Genomic DNA, 15427 nt, shown 5'->3' with positions numbered 1-15427 from the left:
CCGCCTAAAAGGAAGCGTGATGGCTGACAGCGATCTCGTGGTGCTCGGCATCATCGGCGCGCCGCATGGCGTGCGCGGTGAGGTCCGGATCAAGGCCTTCACCGCCGATCCGATGGCGCTCGCCGAATACGGCCCGCTCGTCGATGAGCAGGGCCGGCGTTTCGAGATCGCCGATATCAGGCCCGCCAAGGAAGTGGTCGTCGCCCGACTCAAGGGCGTGACCAGCCGCGAGGGAGCCGAGCTCCTCAACGGTGTGAAACTCCATGTCGAACGCTCGCGCCTGCCTGCGCCCGAGGACGAGGACGAGTTCCTGCAGGCCGCTCTCGTCGGCTGCTCAGTTATTGGCCCTGATGGCGCCATCCTCGGGACCGTCACCGCCGTCGCCAACTATGGCGCCGGCGACCTCATCGACATCGAGACGCCGGATGGCCGCTCGGTGCTGATGCCCTTCACCAAGGCCTATGCGCCCCGCATCGACATCGCGGCCAAGCGCATCGAGGCCCTGCCTCCGGCCGGTCTGTTCGAGGATGACGATGCTGCCTGAGACGCCGGCCAAGGCCCTGATCTTCGACATGGACGGCACCATCGTCGACAACATGCGCTACCATGACGATGCCTGGGAGGTCTGGTATCGCAAATACGGCCTGCCCTTCGAGCGCGCGACCTTCTCGGCGCGCACCGCGGGCATGGCGATCTCCGACATCATCGGCCCGCATTTCCCCGGCGCCGACGCGGCCGAGCTCGATCGCCTGGCCGAGGAGAAGGAGGGCGCCTATCGCGAGACCTATCTCCCGCATGTCGCGGCGCTTCCGGGATTGCTCGGCCTGCTCGACCGGGCTCGCGCTCATGCCGTACCAATGGCGGTCGGTACTGCCGCCGCTCCGCCGAATATCGCGCTGATCCTCGACACGCTCGTCCTGCGCGAGCGCTTTGCCACCATCGTCTCGCCGAGCCAGGGCTTTCGCGGTAAGCCGCATCCCGACATGTTCCTCGCCGCCGCCGAGCGCATGGGCATCGCGCCGGCCGACTGCATCGTCTTCGAGGATGCGCCGAACGGCGTCGAGGCGGCCCGCCGCGCCGGCATGCGCGCGGTGGCGATGCTGACCATGCTGCCGGCCGAGGCTTTCGCGGCCTTCGACAACGTCATCGCCAGCGTGAGCGACTACGCCGATCTGAACGGCAATCCGGCGCTGCGCTTCGCCTGAAATCTCGGCGTCCGAACAAAAGGGCTTGTCATCCCGGACTAGCAGCGTAGCTGCGCTGATCCGGGATCCATGCCAGAACGCTATTCCGTGCAGCTTCAGGCATGGATCCCGGCTCTTCGCTGCGCTCCGGCCGGGATGACCACAGATCAACTGATGGCGATCCAGCAAGCATGACCTTCCGCGCCAGCATTCTCACCCTCTATCCCGAGATGTTTCCCGGCCCGCTGGGCGCTTCGCTGGCGGGCGAGGGCCTGCGCACCGGTCTCTGGTCGCTGGAGACGCATCAGATCCGCGAGCACGGCATCGGCCGTCACCGCAATGTCGACGACAACCCGGCCGGCGGTGGCGCCGGCATGGTCTTGCGCTGCGACGTGCTGGCGGCGGCGATCGATGCGGCGGTTCCGGCTGACGATACCCGGCCGCGCCTGCTGATGTCGCCGCGCGGCCGACCGCTCAGCCAGCTCATGGTCCGCGATTTCGTCGCGGGCGAGGGCGTCGTCATCGTCTGCGGCCGCTTCGAAGGCGTCGACGAGCGCGTGATCGAGGGGCGGAACCTGACCGAGGTCTCGGTCGGCGACTACATTCTCTCAGGTGGCGAGATGGCGGCGATGGTGCTCCTCGACGCCTGTGTGCGGCTGATCCCCGGCGTGATGGGCAAGCAAGCCTCCGGCACCGAGGAGAGTTTTGAGAACGGCCTGCTCGAATATCCGCACTACACCCGCCCGCGCGAATGGGAGGGCAGGGGCCTGCCCGAGGCCCTGCTCTCCGGCGACCATGCCCGCATCGCCCGCTGGCGCCGCGAGCAGGCGGAGGCGATCACGCGGGAGCGGCGGCCGGATCTGCTTGCCGATCGCGAGGGAGGATAGGTCGTCCTGGACAAGCCGCGATAGCGGCGCCGATCCGGGACCCATGCCTGAGCTTCTCCGAAAGAGGTTCAGGCATGGGTCCCGGGCCTACGCTTCGCTTCGCCCGGGACGACTCAGTGTTTCCTGGAGCTTTGAGCTAGGGATAAGTCGTCACCGGCAGGCCTTCCGCCAGCCAGCCCTTGTCCTTCGGGTTGCCGAGCAGGCCGCCGCGGACGTCGATCAAATTCGTCCAGCCGCGCCCCGCGAGCTTCTTCTGCAGGGTCGAGGTTCGATTGCCGGTCCGGCAGATCAGCGCGATCGGCTTGCCGGGATGATCGAGCTTCAGCGCGGCGAGGCGGACCTCGAAGGCGCTGCCGGTCATGTCGAGCTTGATCGCGCCTTCCGGCACGCCGGTATCGGCCCATTCCTCGGATGTGCGGATGTCGACGAGGACGAGCTTGCCGGCCTTCACCGCCTCATGCGTCTCGCGGACGGAGAGCGAGGGTAGGGGTGTCTGAGCCTCGGCGTGCCGCGGGAGCGAGCAGGTGGCGGCGAGCAGCAGGAATGCGCGGCGGTTCATGCCGGAGCGTTATCCAAAGGCGGTGATGAGAGCAATTCACGAAGCCCGGTGCGGCAAGCGGCAGCGCGGCCAGCTCAGGGACGGGTTGAGCAAAATCCGGTCCTGTCCGCTTCGGTGATCTCGCGCAGCACCTTGCAGGGGACGCCGGCAGCAATCACGCCGGCCGGAATATCGCGCGTCACGACGCTACCGGCGCCGATGATCGCATCGTCGCCGATGGTCACACCCTGCGTGATCTGGACGCCGCCACCGACCCAGACCCGATTGCCGATCGTCACGGGTTTGACATAGCAGCCGCCTGCCACCCGCTCGGCCGGGTCGAAGGCGTGGTTCGCGGTATAGATGCCGACGCGCGGTCCGAGCAGGACGTGGTCGCCGATGGTGATCTCGGCGCCATCCAGCATGACGCAGTCGAAATTGGCGTAGAAACTGCGGCCGATGCTGATGTTGAAACCGAGTTCGCAGCGGAAATTCGGTTCGAAATAGGCGCCGGGGCCGACATCGCGCAGGAAAGCGCGCAGCAGCGCCTCTCGCTCGGCCTGCGGCTGGCCGAAGCTGCGGTTGTAGGCGTCGGTCAGGCCAACGGCCCGCGCCCGGGCTGCGATCAGCTCGGGCGTGAGGTCGTCATACATGCGCCCCGACAGCATCAGGGCGCGCTGATCCTCGAGAGTCATCGCGCCCCGTTCTCGTCTCAGCGCAATTCGGCGCAGAAGCGCTGGATGCGGCGGCAGGCCTCTTCCAGCTTCTCGTCCGAGGTGGCGTAGGAGATGCGGAAATTCGGGCCGAGGCCGAAGGATGAGCCATGCACGGCCGCGACCGCCTCGGTCTCCAGCAACCCCATCACGAGATCCTCGTCGGTCTCGATCTTTTTGCCGTTGGGCATGGTCTTGCCGATCAGGGCCGAGCAGTCGGGATAGACGTAGAAGGCGCCCTCGGGCTTGGGGCAGACCAGGCCGCGCGTCTGGTTCAGCATCGAGACGACGAGGTCGCGCCGGCGCTCGAACGCCTTGCGGAACACCGGGATGTGCTCCTGCGTGCCGTCGAGCGCTTCCACGGCCGCCCATTGCGAGATCGCCGAGGTGCCCGAGGTCTGCTGGCCCTGGACCAGGTCCATGGCGTTCATCAGATGCTGCGGACCCGCTGCGTAGCCGATGCGCCAGCCGGTCATGGCGTAGGACTTCGAGACGCCGTTCATCGTCAGCGTGCGCTCGTAGAGGCCGGGCTCGACCTGGGCCGGGGTGACGAACTGGAAGTCGCCATAGACCAGATGCTCGTACATGTCGTCGGTCAGCACCCAGACATGGGGGTGGCGCATCAGCACATCGGTCAGCGCCTTCATCTCGGCATGGCTGTAGGCGGCGCCCGACGGGTTCGACGGCGAGTTCAGGATGACCCATTTGGTCTGGGGCGTGATCGCGCGCTCCAGCTCCTGCGGCTGCAACTTGAACTCGTTCTCGATCTTCGTCTCGGCGAAGGTCGGCGTTCCCCCGCACAGCGCCACCATCTCGGGATAGCTGACCCAGTAGGGCGAGACGCAGATCACCTCGTCGCCCGGGTTCAACGTGGCGAGCAGGGCGTTGTAGATGACGTGCTTGCCGCCGGTCGAGACAATGGTCTGGCTCGGCTTGTAGTCGAGGCCGTTCTCGCGCTTGAGCTTTCGCGTGATCGCCTCGCGCAGCTGCGGAATGCCGGAGACCGGCGTGTACTTCGTCTCGCCGCGGCGGATGGCGGCGATCGCCGCCTCCTTGATATTGTCAGGCGTATCGAAGTCGGGCTCGCCGACCGAGAGCGAGATCACGTCCTTGCCCTGCGCTTTCAGATCGCGCGCCTTCTGCGTGATGGTGATGGTCGCAGAGGGCTTCACGCGCTTCAGGGCGTCGGCAAGGAAAGCCATGATCCAGATCTCCGGGAGCTTGCAGGGCGCGCCTTCGGGCGCGGGCGTGGTTTAGGACCCTCGCGCGGGCACTGCAAGCGACAGTGCTTGATACCCGCCAGAAACGACAGGAATGGCGGCAGGGCGTGCCTGTGCCTCCGGGGCGAGAACGGCATGGTCCCGGCTGGTGACCGAAGCCGTATCGTCGTGGCCTGAAACATGCTTGGTAAGAGGAAGCTGGGGAGCCGAAAGAACACAGCGCGCTGACGCGCAGAAGGTTCATGCATGAAACTCCGGATCGGCTACGAGCTCGACTACGTCTTTCCACAGCCGACCCCGATGATCTTGATGCTGCACGTGCATTTCAGCCGGGTTTCGGATCTCGCGGCGCCGGACCATATGCGCATCCAGCCGCCGACACCGGTCACGGCCTATCGCGATGGCTTCGGCAACTGGTGCAGCCGCCTGGTGGCGCCGCAGGGCACGATACGCATTTCCGCCGATGCGATGATCAGCGACAGCGGCCTGCCCGAGGCGTTCGACAGGACGGCCGGGCAGGTGCCGGTGGAGCGCTTGCCGGAAGAGTGCCTGGTTTTCCTGCTCGCCAGTCGGTTCTGTGACAGCGATCGCCTGCTCGACCTCGCCTGGGAACTCTTCGGCCATACGCCGCCGGGCGCGGCGCGGGTGCAGGCGATCTGCGACTTCGTCAACCAGCGCATCGCCTTCGACTACATGGACGCCAGCGTGACCCGCAGCGCCTCCGAGGCCTATCGCGAAGGGCGCGGCGTCTGCCGCGACTATGCCCATCTCGCCATCGCCTTCTGCCGGGCGATGAACATCCCGGCGCGCTATTGCACCTGCTATCTCGGTGATGTCGGCACGGCGCCGCCCTGGCCGCCGGGCGATTTCGCTGCCTCCTTCGAGGCTTTCCTGGATGGCGGCTGGCAGATGTTCGACCCGCGCAACAATGTCCCTCGCATCGGCCGGGTGCTGATTGCACGTGGACGCGATGCCGCTGATGTCGCGATCGCCACCACCTTCGGACCGAACACGCTGACCGGCTTCAGGGTCTGGACGGACGAGGTCGGCGAGGCGGCTTGAGACCGCCCGGCCGAGGCCGTCTACTTCTCGAAGAGCGGGACGGCCTCAGCCATTTTCTTCGCTCGCAACGGCGTCTTGCGGGTCAGGCCCTTGGGGGTTGCCGGAGCGGCGCTCGCGCCCTCCGGCTCCGGTTTTGCCAGTGCGCTGGCGACAGATTGCGCGAGGGCTGGCTGCGGCGCCGGCTTTTCGGGCTGGGCCGGGTCGATCGTGCGGAAGCGGATCACTTCTTCTTCGGTCCCGCCGCTGCCTTGGCGACGGCCGAGGCGAAGCCTGCCGGAGGGGTCGCGCTCGCCTTCGGCTTGTCCTTCTTGGGCTTCTTGGCCTCGCGGTTGCTGCGCTGCTCGCCTTTTGCCATGTCTCGTCTCCTTCGGTCGGAATGACAGGCATCGCCGCNTCGAACCTGACGCTGGTCGGGACGGCTGCGAGCTTAGGTCATGGCGGCCGGCTTCCGACTGCCACGGCCGGCCCGCGGAAACCGGGCCGTCAAGCCGAAGCAGATGCGGAGCGTAAGACAGAGTCGCGGCCAGAGCACGCGCTTTCTTGGCGCGGCAGCGCTTCATCAACGCTGTCGCGGAGCGACCGACGGCGCCTGACCATGGAGACGGTGCTTGCACCCCAGCGCGGGCGGCCGAAGCAGGGAAAGCCGCGGCGGTTGAGGCGGCGGGCGATGTCGGCGGGATCGCTGATGCCGGCCTCGACGAGCTGATCGATCAGCGCGCCGGCTGCCTCAAGGAAGATGGCGAGCAGCGCCCTGTCGAGGGCGCGGCTCGCCTTGCCAGCCGTGGGCATCCCGTCAATGGATGCCCAGGCCATAGCTCGGCTCGACCTCGTTCGGCGAGATCAGCACGGCATTGAGGTGACCGCCCTCGGAGAGGGCGAAGCGGACCGCCTCTTTCTGGTTGCGGAAGATGCCTTCGCTGCGGCCTTCGAGGTCGCGCGCGACCCAGAAGCCGTGGCTCGATTGGCCGACCAGGAAGAGGTGGCTCTCGCCGGTGAGCGGCTGTAGTGGCTTGAATTGTCCCATGCTGGCGCTCTCAGTTCGGCAAAGCGAACCAGGCGCGCAGGCCGATGAAGGCGGCGGCTGCCAGTGCGAACACGGCGAGCGCGACCATCTCGGCGCAGAGGATCCCGACGACCGGGCGGCGGCTGGCGACGCTGTCATAGACGGCGCGGGCACGGCGCTGCTGGCTGGTGCGAAACAAGGCGTTGTTCATCGACATATCGACCTCCATCGATGCCGATGATGTAGGTCCGCCCCCGATAAGGCCGCCATGCGGAAGGTGTTGCGGCGCATAAGGCCGGCATAAAGGCTTGCGCAGCGTCCTTGCGGCTGCGATGCCGGCGCCATGGATGCTTCCACGACGATCGCGATCTATATCGACGCCGATGCCTGTCCGGTGAAACCGGAGGTCTATCGCGTCGCCGAGCGCCACAAGCTCAAGGTCTTCGTCGTCGCCAACAGCTTCATGCAGGTGCCACGCGAGCCCTGGATCGAGCGCGTCGTCGTGCCCGGCAATTTCGATGCCGCTGATGACTGGATCGCCGAGCGCGCCGGCCGCGGCGCGGTCGTCATCACCGCCGACATCCCGCTCGCCGACCGCTGCATCAAGGCCGGCGCCGATGTGATCGGCCCGACCGGCAAGCCGTTCACCGAAGCCTCGATCGGCATGGCGCTGGCCACCCGCGACATGATGGAAGACCTGCGCGCCATGGGCAGCGTCAGCGGTGGGCCGAAGCCGTTCTCGCAGAAGGACCGGTCGGCCTTCCTGCAGGCGCTGGACGTCGCGGTGCAGCGCCTGAAGCGGGCAGGGTTCTCCGCCCAGCCTAGCTAGGGAATTTTTGCCCCGGTTGAAGAATCTGGGGCAGGAATCCAGCAGCCAGCAGCAGCCGCTTCTGACGCGCAGACACGTCGCCCAGGCTGCGGCGGAAATCGATCCTGTGCACATACATCCACCCGAGTTTCATGGGCGTCTGCCGGCGTAGGCGCGAAATCCACGGCGTGGCATCATGATCCGTCACCACGGTTCCGCCCCCCATGATCGAATAGTATCGCCCGAGCGTTCGACCATATTGCGCGTTGTCTTGCTGCGCTCTGGGAAGGGTGACCGCGTAGGAGCGATCGATGTGGTCGAACACTTTCGATCCGGGATCGCGGAGCCAGTGGCCGACCTCGTGCGCGGCAGCGAATTGACCGGTTTTTCCACCGATCCCGCGGGCTCGGCCTGCGGTGAAGTTGTGCTCTCCGTATTGGACGCTTTCATCTGTGATGCGGGTCATCCGGTCTCGGAAGGTTGCGCCTGGATTGGCCAGATGCGCGACCTCGATGAGGGCATGGCTATCCGCACCGGCAGGCTGCAGATCGATTTCGAGCACACCGACGACATGGGCCGGCACTTTTGGATTGCCGATCAATTGCCGGAAGTCGGCGTCGCTCAAGCTGTCTCCGCTTTCGGTCGGGAGGAACACCATCTGGTTGTTCCAGACGGTCTCGACGATGTTCTTGAAGCGCCGGGTGAAATCCTGCCATTCGCTGGCGAGCCAGCTGCGGCAGGGGACGGGTTGGCCGCTGGCGTCAACGACACTGCCGCGTTTGAAGTCGGCCTCGCTCGCGGCCAGATGGGACGGGGGGAGCGGCCCCGGACGCGATCCCGGAAGTTTGGCGGTATGGGAGCTTCTTGCCCACGCCGTGGAGGGGTCGAGAGGGACAAGCGTCACTTTCAACCTGATGCGAAGCTGCGCAGGTTGCCCTGTGCGTGCGCGGTCGAAAAACGAGTCATAGTTTGGCTCGAGGATGAAGGGCCGGATCGCCATTTGGTCACCTGCACTTTGGGAGCAGATTGGAGCGGAAGAAGTCTCGCTCGAGGCACGGCTATCGGCGCCAGCGTAGCAGCAGCGGTGCAACATCGCCAAGCCGTGCGTGTGGTAGGCTGCGGGCGGCTGGACGAATTGGGACGTTGCCCCTAATCCTGCCGCGAAAGCTCGTCTCCCAATCGGGCTCCCGGGAGGAAATTCATGTTGCTGACCCGCCGTTCCACGCTCGGCCTCGTTGCCGGCGCCGTCTTCGCTCCGGCCATCGTCCGGGCGCAGAGCTTCCCGTCGAAGCCGATCACCCTGGTCGTGCCATACCCAGCCGGCGGGCCGACCGATGCGATCGCGCGCTTCGTCGCGCAGGACCTCTCGACCTCGATCGGCCAGAATGTCCTCGTCGACAACCGCGCCGGCGCCTCGGGCGCGGTCGGCACTCGCGCCGTCGCGCATGGCGCCGCCGACGGCCACACCTTCATCTTCGGCAACAACCAGACGCACGGGAACAACATGTTCCTGCTGAAGGACCCCGGCTATGATGCGGTCAAGGATTTCGCGCCGGTCGCCGGCGTCGGCGCCTTCGAGCACGCCTTCGTGGTGCGTAACGACCTGCCGGCCAAGAACATCAAGGAGCTGGTGGCGCTTGCCAAGGCTGATCCGGGCAAGCTCAACTACGGCTCGACCGGCGTCGGCTCCGGCTCGCATCTCGCCATGGAGCTGTTCATGCAGCGCACCGGCATCAAGATGACGCATGTGCCGTTCAGGGGGGCCGCGCCGCTGGTGCAGGAGATCATCGGCGGGCGCATCGACATTGCCAATTCGACGCTGCCTTCGGTGTTGGAGCAGATCAACGCCGGCACGCTCCGCGCCATCGCGCTGGCGAGCCCTGAGCGCAATCCGCGCGCCAAGGACATCCCGACGCTGCGTGAGCAGGGCGTGACCGATGCCGACGCCGATAGCTGGGCCGCCTTCTTCGCTCCGGCCGCGACGCCGGCGCCGGTCCTGGAGACGCTGTCGAAAGCCGTGCTGGCCTCGCTCGCCAAGCCGGCGATCGCCGAGCAGATCCTGAAGCTCGGCTTCACCCTCAAGGTCCGCGACCCTGCCGCCTTCCGACCCTATCACCAGCAGGAAATCGCGACCTGGGAGAAGATCATCAAGGAAGCCGGCGTCAAGCCGGAGTAGGACGCCCCGTCATTCTCGGGCGAAGCGAAGCGCAGACCTGAGAATCTCTCGCCAGAAGGGCGCCTTCTTGTCCTGAGATGGTCGGCTCAAGGCCGACCATGACGACCTTACATGCCGGAGCCTGCCCATGAACCTCATGCCCAAGCTCGCCGCCCGCCGCGAGGCCGGTCGCCCCGTCCGCTGCGCCCTGATCGGTGCCGGCAAGTTCGGTTCCATGTTCCTCGCCCAGGTTCCGCATATCGAGGGCCTGGAAGTCGCGGCGATCGCTGATCTGGACCCCGAGCGGGCGAGAAATGCCTGCCGCACCGTCGGCTGGGACGAGGCCCGCATCGCCGCCACACGCTTCGTCGATAGCGGCGTCACCGCGGCCGAGATGGACGGCGTCGAGGTGGTGATCGAGGCGACCGGCCATCCGGCTGCGGGCGCCCGCCATGCGCTCGCCGCGATCGCGGCCGGCCGCCATGTCGTCATGGTCAATGTCGAGGCCGATGTGCTGGTCGGCCCGGTGCTGGCGGCCAAGGCCAGGGCGGCGGGCGTTGTCTATTCGATGGCCTATGGCGACCAGCCGGCGCTCGTTTCCGAGATGGTCGACTGGGCCCGCGCGGCGGGCTTTGCCGTCGCGGCCGCCGGCAAGGGCACCAAATACCTGCCAGCCTATCACCGCGTCACGCCCGACGAGGTCTGGAGCCAATACGGGCTGACGCCGGAAGCGGCCAAGGCCGCCGGCATGAACCCGCAAATGTTCAACTCCTTCCTCGACGGCACCAAGTCGGCGATCGAGATGGCGGCGATCGCCAATGCCTCCGGGCTCGACGTACCGGAGGACGGGCTCTCGTTCCCACCCTGTGGCGTCGACGATCTCGCCCATGTGCTGCGGCCGAAGGCAGCCGGCGGCCAGCTCGAGCGCGACGGCATGGTCGAGGTCGTCTCCTCGCTGGAGCGCGACGGCCGGCCGGTCTTCCGCGACCTGCGCTGGGGCGTCTATGTCGTGCTGAAGGCGCCGAACCCCTATGCCGCCGCCTGCTTCAAGCAATATGGCCTGCCGACCGATTCCACCGGCCTCTATGCGGCGATGTACAAGCCCTTCCACCTGATCGGGCTCGAACTCTCGATCTCGGTGCTGAACGCGGCATTGCGTGGCGAGGCCACCGGCGCGACCCGCAGCTGGCGCGGCGATGCGGTCGCGACCGCCAAGCGCGATCTCAAGGCCGGCGAGATGCTGGACGGGGAGGGCGGCTACACCGTCTACGGCAAGCTGATGCCGGCCGCCGCCAGCCGCGCCGCGAAGGCGCTGCCGATCGGGCTTGCCCATGGCGTGACATTGAAGCGTGACGTTGCCGCGGGCGCGGTGGTCACCAGCGCCGACGTCGTGCTGGATGAAACCTCGCAGATCGTCTCACTTCGGCGTGAGCTCGAAGCAACCGGCGGCTGAATCGTGCATTCTTCCTGAGCGGATTGTTCTTGCTCCCGAGTTGGTCGTCCCGGGCGACTGGAGGGAGACCCGGGACCCATGCCTGAGCCTCACCGATAGAGGCTCAGGCATGGGTCCCGGATCAGCGCCGCTGCGCGGCTTGTCCGGGACGACACCGAATTGGTGTCAAAGCCTAACCGCTATCAGGAGAAGCCGATGCGTCCCGTTCTTGCTGCCGCCCTTGCCATGGCCCTTGCGACAGCGCCCGCCGCGGCGCAGCAGCGCTATCCGTCGAGTGCCGGCGAGCTCGTGGTCGAGACGGTGGCGAGCGGGCTGGAGAACCCTTGGGGCCTCGCCTTCCTGCCGGACGGGCGCATGCTGGTGACCGAGCGGCCGGGGCGCTTGCGGCTGGTCGGCAGCGACGGCAAGCTCTCGGCGCCGATCTCAGGCGTGCCCAATGTCGTGGCGCGCGGGCAGGGCGGCTTGCTCGATGTCGTGCTCGACCCGAACTTCGCGCAGAACCGCTACATCTATCTCTCCTTCGCCGAGCCGCGCGCCAACGGCAACGGCACCAGCGTCGCCCGCGCCCGGCTGAGCGCCAATGGCAATGCGCTGGAGGGCATGAGCGTGATCTTCCGGCAGATGCCGACGATCGCCAGCAACATGCATTTCGGCTCGCGACTGGTCTTCGACCGGACCGGGGCGCTCTTCGTCACCGTCGGCGACCGCTACAGCCAGCGCGACCAGGCGCAGAATCCGGAGAACCATATCGGAAAGGTCCTGCGCATCCGTCCCGAGGGCGGCGCGGCGGAAGGCAACCCGAAGAAGCCGGGCTGGGCGCCGGAGATCTGGTCGATCGGCCACCGCAACGTGCAGGGGGCAGCGCTCCACCCCCAGGCCGGCCAGCTCTGGACGGCCGAGCACGGCGCGCGCGGTGGCGACGAGATCAATACGCCGAAGGCCGGCCTGAACTATGGCTGGCCGGTCATCACCTATGGCATCGACTATTCCGGCGTGAAGATCGGCGACGGCACGAACAAGTCCGGGATGGAGCAGCCGCTGTTCTACTGGGACCCGTCGATCGCGCCCTCGGGCGCGGCCTTCTACACCGGCGATCGCTGGCCGGCCTGGAAGAACTCGCTCTTCGTCGGGGCGCTCGCCGGCCAATTGCTGTCGCGGCTCTCGACCGATGGCGAGAAGGTCACCGGCGAGGAGCGTCTGCTGACCACTCTCGGCGAGCGCATCCGCGATGTCAGGCAGGGGCCGGACGGTTATCTTTACCTGCTGATCGACGACTCGAACGGCAAGGTGCTGCGGGTCAGGCCGGCGCGCTGAGCCTTATGGCCCGCAATCCCATTCGCGCTCGACGACGAAGACCTTGCGGGTCGAAAGCTGCCCGCGTGTGTCGTAGAGATCGCCGACATAGTATTCCGTGCCGGATCCGTCGCGCATGCTGCGCTCGACCTGCAGCGACCAGCCATAGCCGACATGGTTCCCGCCCTTCCAATCGCGATGGAGATTGCCGGTCGAGGCCGAGGCGAGGATGCGGGCGCGCTCGTCGCTCGGCGAGCAGGTCGGTCCGGCAAGGGCGGGGCCGGAGAGGGCAGCGAGGCAAAGGGCGAGCGTCATCGGCTTTAGCAAGGCAGGTGTCCTCAGGCTGGGCAGAATCAGGTGATCTCGGCGAGCCGCGTATCGAGCGACAAAACGAGGCACCAATGTGGCTCGAAGTCGGCTCCGAGCGGCCAGATCTGCTCTTCGAAGATCCCGAGCATGGCCGCCTGGTAGCGCTCGAACCAGTCGCGTTGGCAAAGCACGAACTTGGTCGCGCCGACAATGGTCTCCCGATCGATGATGCACAGCGGAACGATGCCGGGATTGGCCGAAAGATAGTCCTGCACCGCGACCATCAGCGTCGGGTAGCCGGGGTGCAGCATGTCGTCGAGCACGATCAGCCCGCCTTCGGCGAGGCAGGCGGTGGCGAGCGCAAGGTCCTTGCTCAAGGCTGTGCGCGAATGCTCGCCATCGATATGGATGAAGCGCAGCTTCTCGCCACGGGCATGGCCGATCAGCTCGGCCGGCAACATCGTGCCGGCATCGGCCTTGATGGTGACGCGGCGCTCCGGCGCGATGCCGTGCTTCAGGCAGTTCGCCTCGAAGCGATCCTGCACCTGCGGGTTCGGCCATTCGAAGATGTCGATGCCGAGGGCGATCTCGCCGGGTTCGAGCGCATGCGCCAGGGCGATGAAGAAGCGGCCCTCGAAGGCGCCGATCTCGGCGATCGGCCCGCTGACTCCCTCTTCCGTCTGCAATCGCAGCAACCGGGCACAGATCGCGGCGGCAAAACGCGAGGACATGCCGACGACGCGCTCATAGCCATCGGCGAGATAGGATTCGACGGCGGGATGGCCGGAATGCGGGATCGGCGCCATCGCTCAGGCCTTGGCGTGGAAGATGAAGAAGGCGCCGGCCGCGATCAGCGCAAAGCCGATGGCGTGATTCCAGGTCAGCTGCTCCTTGAGCCAGAACACCGAGAAGCCAGCGAAGACGCAGAGCGTGATCACCTCCTGCATCGTCTTCAGCTCGGCTGCCGAATAGACGGCCGACCCGATGCGATTGGCCGGGACGGCGAGCATGTATTCCGGCAAAGCGATCATCCAGCTCGCCAGGATCGCCAGCCAGATCGCCGTGCTCTTGTAGGAGAGATGGCCGTACCAGGCGAAGGTCATGAAGATGTTCGAGCCGATCAACATGCCGATCGGCAAGAGATGGGCGGTGCTGAGGGCTGGCATGGGGCTTCCGGAGGGGGCGGTTGGCGGCGAGGTGTCGAGCTTAGCCGTAGCGCAGCTTCATCGTCAGGATAACCAGGACCAGCGCCAAAGTGACCGTGTTGGCGCCGATCAGCGGCCAGGAGGCGATCAGCACGCCGTAGACCAGCCAGAGCACGATGCCGGTGGCGAAGAGTGCCTGTGTCCATAGCGAGATGCCGCTGGTGTCGCGCGTCTTGATCGTCTGCCAGGCCTGCGGCAGCCAGCAGAAGGTTGTCAGCAGGGCGGCGCAGAAGCCGAGCGCTTCGATGGCGGCGGTGGACATAGCGGTCTGTCGGCGATTCGCGCGGAACGGAAGGTCGAGCAGACATAGCCGGTTTCGGCGTTCCGCGCTCGGCAAGCGTCGCATGGTTAACCTCCGTTAACCGCCGCGCCCTAGATTCGCGCCAATCCTGCGATTCGGTGGACTTATGCGCACATTGATCCTGGCCTTGCCTCTCGTCCTCGCCGCCGCGACCGCGGCCCGAGCCGATTTCGATTCCTGCGTCGCCGGGCTGCGCTCGGCCGCCGCCGCCAAGGGCGTCTCCGGCGCCACCTTCGATCGTGCCATGGCGGGCGTTACGCCCGACATGAAGGTGATCGAGGCGATGAACAACCAGCCCGAGTTCAAGACCCCGATCTGGGACTATCTCGGCACGCTGGTCGACGATGAGAAGGTCGCGGAAGGGCGCTCGATGATGCGCCAGCACGCCTCGACGCTGGCCGCCGCCGAACAGCGCTTCGGCGTCGACCGCCATACCATCGCGGCGGTCTGGGGCGTCGAGAGCGATTTCGGCAAGGCACGGGGCAAGATGCCGCTGGTCCAGGCGCTCTCGACCGGCGCCTGCCTGGCGCCGCGCCGCAACGCCTTCTTCAAGGGCGAGCTGTTGGCTACCCTGCAGATCATCCAGCGCGGCGACGTCAGGGCCGACCGGCTGTTCGGCTCCTGGGCCGGCGCCTTCGGCCACACCCAGTTCATCCCCTCGACCTATCTCAGGCTCGCTGTCGACGGCGATGGCGATGGCAGGCGCGACCTCGTCGACTCGATCCCCGATGCGCTGCATTCGACTGCGAACTTCATGGCCAAGGCCGGCTGGGTCACCGGCGCGGGCTGGGGCTACGAGGTCCGCGTGCCATCAGGCTATTCTGGCCCGACCGGGCGCAATCCCAAGCAGCCAGTCTCGTCCTGGGCGGCGCGCGGCATCGTCAAGTTCGACGGCTCGGCTCTCTCCGGCTTAGGCAATGCCGGCCTGCTGATGCCGGCCGGCCGCAACGGCCCGGCCTTCCTCGTCTTCAAGAACTACGACGCCGCCTACAGCTATAACGGCGCAGATTCATACGCTTTGGCCATCTCACTCCTTTCCGACCGCCTGCGCGGCCGGGCGGGCGTGCAGGGCGACTGGCCGACCGACGACCTGCCGCTGTCGCGCGAGCAGCGCCGCGAACTGCAGCGCCTGCTGACCCAGCGCGGCTACAATGTCGGCGAGCCAGACGGCGCCGTCGGCGCGCTGACGCGGGCGGCGATCAAGGAGATCGAGGCCAAGATCGGCATGCCGCAGACCGGCCGCCCGGGCGAGAAGGTGCTGCGCGCCCTGAAGGGCGGGCGGGTTTAGGGTGGGTT

Annotated in this window: 22 protein-coding genes; 9 read left to right on the top strand and 13 right to left on the bottom strand. The window is 66.8% G+C overall.

Annotated elements, in window-relative coordinates:
* The first annotated feature begins 19 nt into the window (after positions 1 to 19).
* The 3 genes from rimM to trmD all read left to right on the top strand — a co-directional run bounded on the left by rimM (position 20) and on the right by trmD (position 2071).
* Complete coding sequence (rimM, locus tag ASE66_RS00770; protein ID WP_057187672.1) at positions 20 to 544, top strand: ribosome maturation factor RimM; 525 nt, start codon at positions 20 to 22, stop codon at positions 542 to 544.
* Positions 534 to 1205 (top strand): HAD family hydrolase, encoded by a 672-nt coding sequence (locus tag ASE66_RS00765; protein ID WP_057187671.1) that lies wholly within the window; start codon positions 534 to 536, stop codon positions 1203 to 1205. Before rimM ends, ASE66_RS00765 begins: the two co-directional genes overlap by 11 nt.
* A 170-nt stretch (positions 1206 to 1375) precedes the next feature.
* Positions 1376 to 2071 (top strand): tRNA (guanosine(37)-N1)-methyltransferase TrmD, encoded by a 696-nt coding sequence (gene trmD, locus ASE66_RS00760; protein ID WP_057187670.1) that lies wholly within the window; start codon positions 1376 to 1378, stop codon positions 2069 to 2071.
* 136 nt (positions 2072 to 2207) lie between these two features.
* On the opposite strand, the gene ASE66_RS00755 is transcribed toward trmD, so the two are convergent.
* From ASE66_RS00755 to ASE66_RS00745, 3 genes are all read right to left on the bottom strand, one after another.
* Entirely contained in the window at positions 2208 to 2630 is a 423-nt protein-coding gene (locus tag ASE66_RS00755; protein WP_057187669.1) for a rhodanese-like domain-containing protein, read from the bottom strand.
* A 74-nt stretch (positions 2631 to 2704) separates the two neighbouring features.
* On the bottom strand, positions 2705 to 3304 hold the full coding sequence (locus ASE66_RS00750; protein WP_057187668.1) for a sugar O-acetyltransferase: 600 nt from the start codon (positions 3302 to 3304) through the stop codon (positions 2705 to 2707).
* A gap of 17 nt (positions 3305 to 3321) precedes the next feature.
* Positions 3322 to 4524 (bottom strand): pyridoxal phosphate-dependent aminotransferase, encoded by a 1203-nt coding sequence (locus ASE66_RS00745; RefSeq protein WP_057187667.1) that lies wholly within the window; start codon positions 4522 to 4524, stop codon positions 3322 to 3324.
* Positions 4525 to 4788: 264 nt separating this feature from the next.
* Between ASE66_RS00745 and ASE66_RS00740 the strand changes: the two genes are divergently transcribed.
* Complete coding sequence (locus ASE66_RS00740) at positions 4789 to 5604, top strand: transglutaminase-like domain-containing protein (RefSeq protein ID WP_057187666.1); 816 nt, start codon at positions 4789 to 4791, stop codon at positions 5602 to 5604.
* Between the two features lie 20 nt (positions 5605 to 5624).
* On the opposite strand, the gene ASE66_RS00735 is transcribed toward ASE66_RS00740, so the two are convergent.
* The 5 genes from ASE66_RS00735 to ASE66_RS00720 form a co-directional block, all read right to left on the bottom strand.
* On the bottom strand, positions 5625 to 5828 hold the full coding sequence (locus tag ASE66_RS00735; RefSeq protein WP_057187665.1) for a hypothetical protein: 204 nt from the start codon (positions 5826 to 5828) through the stop codon (positions 5625 to 5627).
* The gene (locus ASE66_RS33625) at positions 5825 to 5959 is read right to left on the bottom strand and encodes a hypothetical protein (protein WP_274532916.1); all 135 of its coding nucleotides are present in this window, start codon (positions 5957 to 5959) and stop codon (positions 5825 to 5827) included. Before ASE66_RS33625 ends, ASE66_RS00735 begins: the two co-directional genes overlap by 4 nt.
* Before the next feature lie 128 nt (positions 5960 to 6087).
* Positions 6088 to 6417, bottom strand: coding sequence for a hypothetical protein (locus tag ASE66_RS00730; protein WP_156411974.1), 330 nt, complete (start codon positions 6415 to 6417; stop codon positions 6088 to 6090).
* The gene (locus tag ASE66_RS00725; RefSeq protein ID WP_057187663.1) at positions 6398 to 6628 is read right to left on the bottom strand and encodes a hypothetical protein; all 231 of its coding nucleotides are present in this window, start codon (positions 6626 to 6628) and stop codon (positions 6398 to 6400) included. Before ASE66_RS00725 ends, ASE66_RS00730 begins: the two co-directional genes overlap by 20 nt.
* Positions 6629 to 6638: 10 nt before the next feature.
* A complete protein-coding gene (locus ASE66_RS00720; RefSeq protein ID WP_152017057.1) occupies positions 6639 to 6824 on the bottom strand; it encodes a hypothetical protein in 186 nt (61 codons plus the stop codon).
* A 126-nt stretch (positions 6825 to 6950) separates the two neighbouring features.
* On the opposite strand from ASE66_RS00720, the gene ASE66_RS00715 reads away from it, so the two are divergent.
* Entirely contained in the window at positions 6951 to 7436 is a 486-nt protein-coding gene (locus ASE66_RS00715) for a YaiI/YqxD family protein (RefSeq protein ID WP_057187661.1), read from the top strand.
* Here the strand turns inward: ASE66_RS00715 and ASE66_RS00710 are convergent.
* The gene (locus ASE66_RS00710) at positions 7429 to 8415 is read right to left on the bottom strand and encodes a hypothetical protein (RefSeq protein WP_057187660.1); all 987 of its coding nucleotides are present in this window, start codon (positions 8413 to 8415) and stop codon (positions 7429 to 7431) included. The two genes, ASE66_RS00715 and ASE66_RS00710, sit on opposite strands and share 8 nt — an antisense overlap.
* Before the next feature lie 201 nt (positions 8416 to 8616).
* Between ASE66_RS00710 and ASE66_RS00705 the strand changes: the two genes are divergently transcribed.
* The 3 genes from ASE66_RS00705 (at position 8617) to ASE66_RS00695 (ending at position 12337) form a co-directional block, all read left to right on the top strand.
* Complete coding sequence (locus tag ASE66_RS00705) at positions 8617 to 9591, top strand: Bug family tripartite tricarboxylate transporter substrate binding protein (RefSeq protein ID WP_057187659.1); 975 nt, start codon at positions 8617 to 8619, stop codon at positions 9589 to 9591.
* 127 nt (positions 9592 to 9718) lie between these two features.
* Positions 9719 to 11023 (top strand): NAD(P)H-dependent oxidoreductase, encoded by a 1305-nt coding sequence (locus tag ASE66_RS00700; RefSeq protein ID WP_057187658.1) that lies wholly within the window; start codon positions 9719 to 9721, stop codon positions 11021 to 11023.
* A 195-nt stretch (positions 11024 to 11218) separates the two neighbouring features.
* Positions 11219 to 12337: a PQQ-dependent sugar dehydrogenase gene (locus ASE66_RS00695; protein ID WP_057187657.1), complete on the top strand. Its 1119-nt coding sequence runs from the start codon at positions 11219 to 11221 to the stop codon at positions 12335 to 12337.
* A gap of 3 nt (positions 12338 to 12340) precedes the next feature.
* On the opposite strand, the gene ASE66_RS00690 is transcribed toward ASE66_RS00695, so the two are convergent.
* The 4 genes from ASE66_RS00690 to ASE66_RS00675 are packed head-to-tail and all read right to left on the bottom strand — an operon-like array spanning position 12341 to position 14092.
* Positions 12341 to 12631, bottom strand: a complete 291-nt coding sequence (locus ASE66_RS00690) for a hypothetical protein (RefSeq protein ID WP_057187656.1) — start codon at positions 12629 to 12631, stop codon at positions 12341 to 12343.
* A gap of 38 nt (positions 12632 to 12669) precedes the next feature.
* Positions 12670 to 13431 carry a class I SAM-dependent methyltransferase gene (locus tag ASE66_RS00685; RefSeq protein WP_057187655.1) on the bottom strand — a complete coding sequence of 254 codons (762 nt, stop codon included), beginning with the start codon at positions 13429 to 13431 and terminating at the stop codon, positions 12670 to 12672.
* A 3-nt stretch (positions 13432 to 13434) separates the two neighbouring features.
* Positions 13435 to 13791 (bottom strand): DMT family protein, encoded by a 357-nt coding sequence (locus ASE66_RS00680; protein ID WP_057187654.1) that lies wholly within the window; start codon positions 13789 to 13791, stop codon positions 13435 to 13437.
* Between the two features lie 40 nt (positions 13792 to 13831).
* Positions 13832 to 14092, bottom strand: coding sequence for a SemiSWEET family sugar transporter (locus ASE66_RS00675; RefSeq protein WP_057187653.1), 261 nt, complete (start codon positions 14090 to 14092; stop codon positions 13832 to 13834).
* 145 nt (positions 14093 to 14237) lie between these two features.
* Between ASE66_RS00675 and ASE66_RS00670 the strand changes: the two genes are divergently transcribed.
* Positions 14238 to 15419: a lytic murein transglycosylase gene (locus ASE66_RS00670; RefSeq protein ID WP_057187652.1), complete on the top strand. Its 1182-nt coding sequence runs from the start codon at positions 14238 to 14240 to the stop codon at positions 15417 to 15419.
* The last annotated feature ends 8 nt before the right edge of the window (positions 15420 to 15427 follow it).

It is taken from the genome of Allobosea sp. Root483D1, assembly GCF_001429505.1.
In the GTDB taxonomy this organism is placed as follows: Bacteria; Pseudomonadota; Alphaproteobacteria; order Rhizobiales; family Beijerinckiaceae; genus Allobosea.
This window is presented reverse-complemented; position numbering and strand designations above follow the sequence as displayed.

Excerpts from the sequence above, each read along its gene's own strand:
- rimM (WP_057187672.1), top strand. The coding sequence starts at position 20 with ATGGCTGACAGCGATCTCGTGGTGCTCGGCATCATCGGCGCGCCGCAT.
- ASE66_RS00765 (WP_057187671.1), top strand. The coding sequence starts at position 534 with ATGCTGCCTGAGACGCCGGCCAAGGCCCTGATCTTCGACATGGACGGC.
- trmD (WP_057187670.1), top strand. The coding sequence starts at position 1,376 with ATGACCTTCCGCGCCAGCATTCTCACCCTCTATCCCGAGATGTTTCCC.
- ASE66_RS00755 (WP_057187669.1), bottom strand. The coding sequence starts at position 2,630 with ATGAACCGCCGCGCATTCCTGCTGCTCGCCGCCACCTGCTCGCTCCCG.
- ASE66_RS00750 (WP_057187668.1), bottom strand. The coding sequence starts at position 3,304 with ATGACTCTCGAGGATCAGCGCGCCCTGATGCTGTCGGGGCGCATGTAT.
- ASE66_RS00745 (WP_057187667.1), bottom strand. The coding sequence starts at position 4,524 with ATGGCTTTCCTTGCCGACGCCCTGAAGCGCGTGAAGCCCTCTGCGACC.
- ASE66_RS00740 (WP_057187666.1), top strand. The coding sequence starts at position 4,789 with ATGAAACTCCGGATCGGCTACGAGCTCGACTACGTCTTTCCACAGCCG.
- ASE66_RS33625 (WP_274532916.1), bottom strand. The coding sequence starts at position 5,959 with ATGGCAAAAGGCGAGCAGCGCAGCAACCGCGAGGCCAAGAAGCCCAAG.
- ASE66_RS00730 (WP_156411974.1), bottom strand. The coding sequence starts at position 6,417 with ATGGCCTGGGCATCCATTGACGGGATGCCCACGGCTGGCAAGGCGAGC.
- ASE66_RS00725 (WP_057187663.1), bottom strand. The coding sequence starts at position 6,628 with ATGGGACAATTCAAGCCACTACAGCCGCTCACCGGCGAGAGCCACCTC.
- ASE66_RS00720 (WP_152017057.1), bottom strand. The coding sequence starts at position 6,824 with ATGTCGATGAACAACGCCTTGTTTCGCACCAGCCAGCAGCGCCGTGCC.
- ASE66_RS00715 (WP_057187661.1), top strand. The coding sequence starts at position 6,951 with ATGGATGCTTCCACGACGATCGCGATCTATATCGACGCCGATGCCTGT.
- ASE66_RS00710 (WP_057187660.1), bottom strand. The coding sequence starts at position 8,415 with ATGGCGATCCGGCCCTTCATCCTCGAGCCAAACTATGACTCGTTTTTC.
- ASE66_RS00705 (WP_057187659.1), top strand. The coding sequence starts at position 8,617 with ATGTTGCTGACCCGCCGTTCCACGCTCGGCCTCGTTGCCGGCGCCGTC.
- ASE66_RS00700 (WP_057187658.1), top strand. The coding sequence starts at position 9,719 with ATGAACCTCATGCCCAAGCTCGCCGCCCGCCGCGAGGCCGGTCGCCCC.
- ASE66_RS00695 (WP_057187657.1), top strand. The coding sequence starts at position 11,219 with ATGCGTCCCGTTCTTGCTGCCGCCCTTGCCATGGCCCTTGCGACAGCG.
- ASE66_RS00690 (WP_057187656.1), bottom strand. The coding sequence starts at position 12,631 with ATGACGCTCGCCCTTTGCCTCGCTGCCCTCTCCGGCCCCGCCCTTGCC.
- ASE66_RS00685 (WP_057187655.1), bottom strand. The coding sequence starts at position 13,431 with ATGGCGCCGATCCCGCATTCCGGCCATCCCGCCGTCGAATCCTATCTC.
- ASE66_RS00680 (WP_057187654.1), bottom strand. The coding sequence starts at position 13,791 with ATGCCAGCCCTCAGCACCGCCCATCTCTTGCCGATCGGCATGTTGATC.
- ASE66_RS00675 (WP_057187653.1), bottom strand. The coding sequence starts at position 14,092 with ATGTCCACCGCCGCCATCGAAGCGCTCGGCTTCTGCGCCGCCCTGCTG.
- ASE66_RS00670 (WP_057187652.1), top strand. The coding sequence starts at position 14,238 with ATGCGCACATTGATCCTGGCCTTGCCTCTCGTCCTCGCCGCCGCGACC.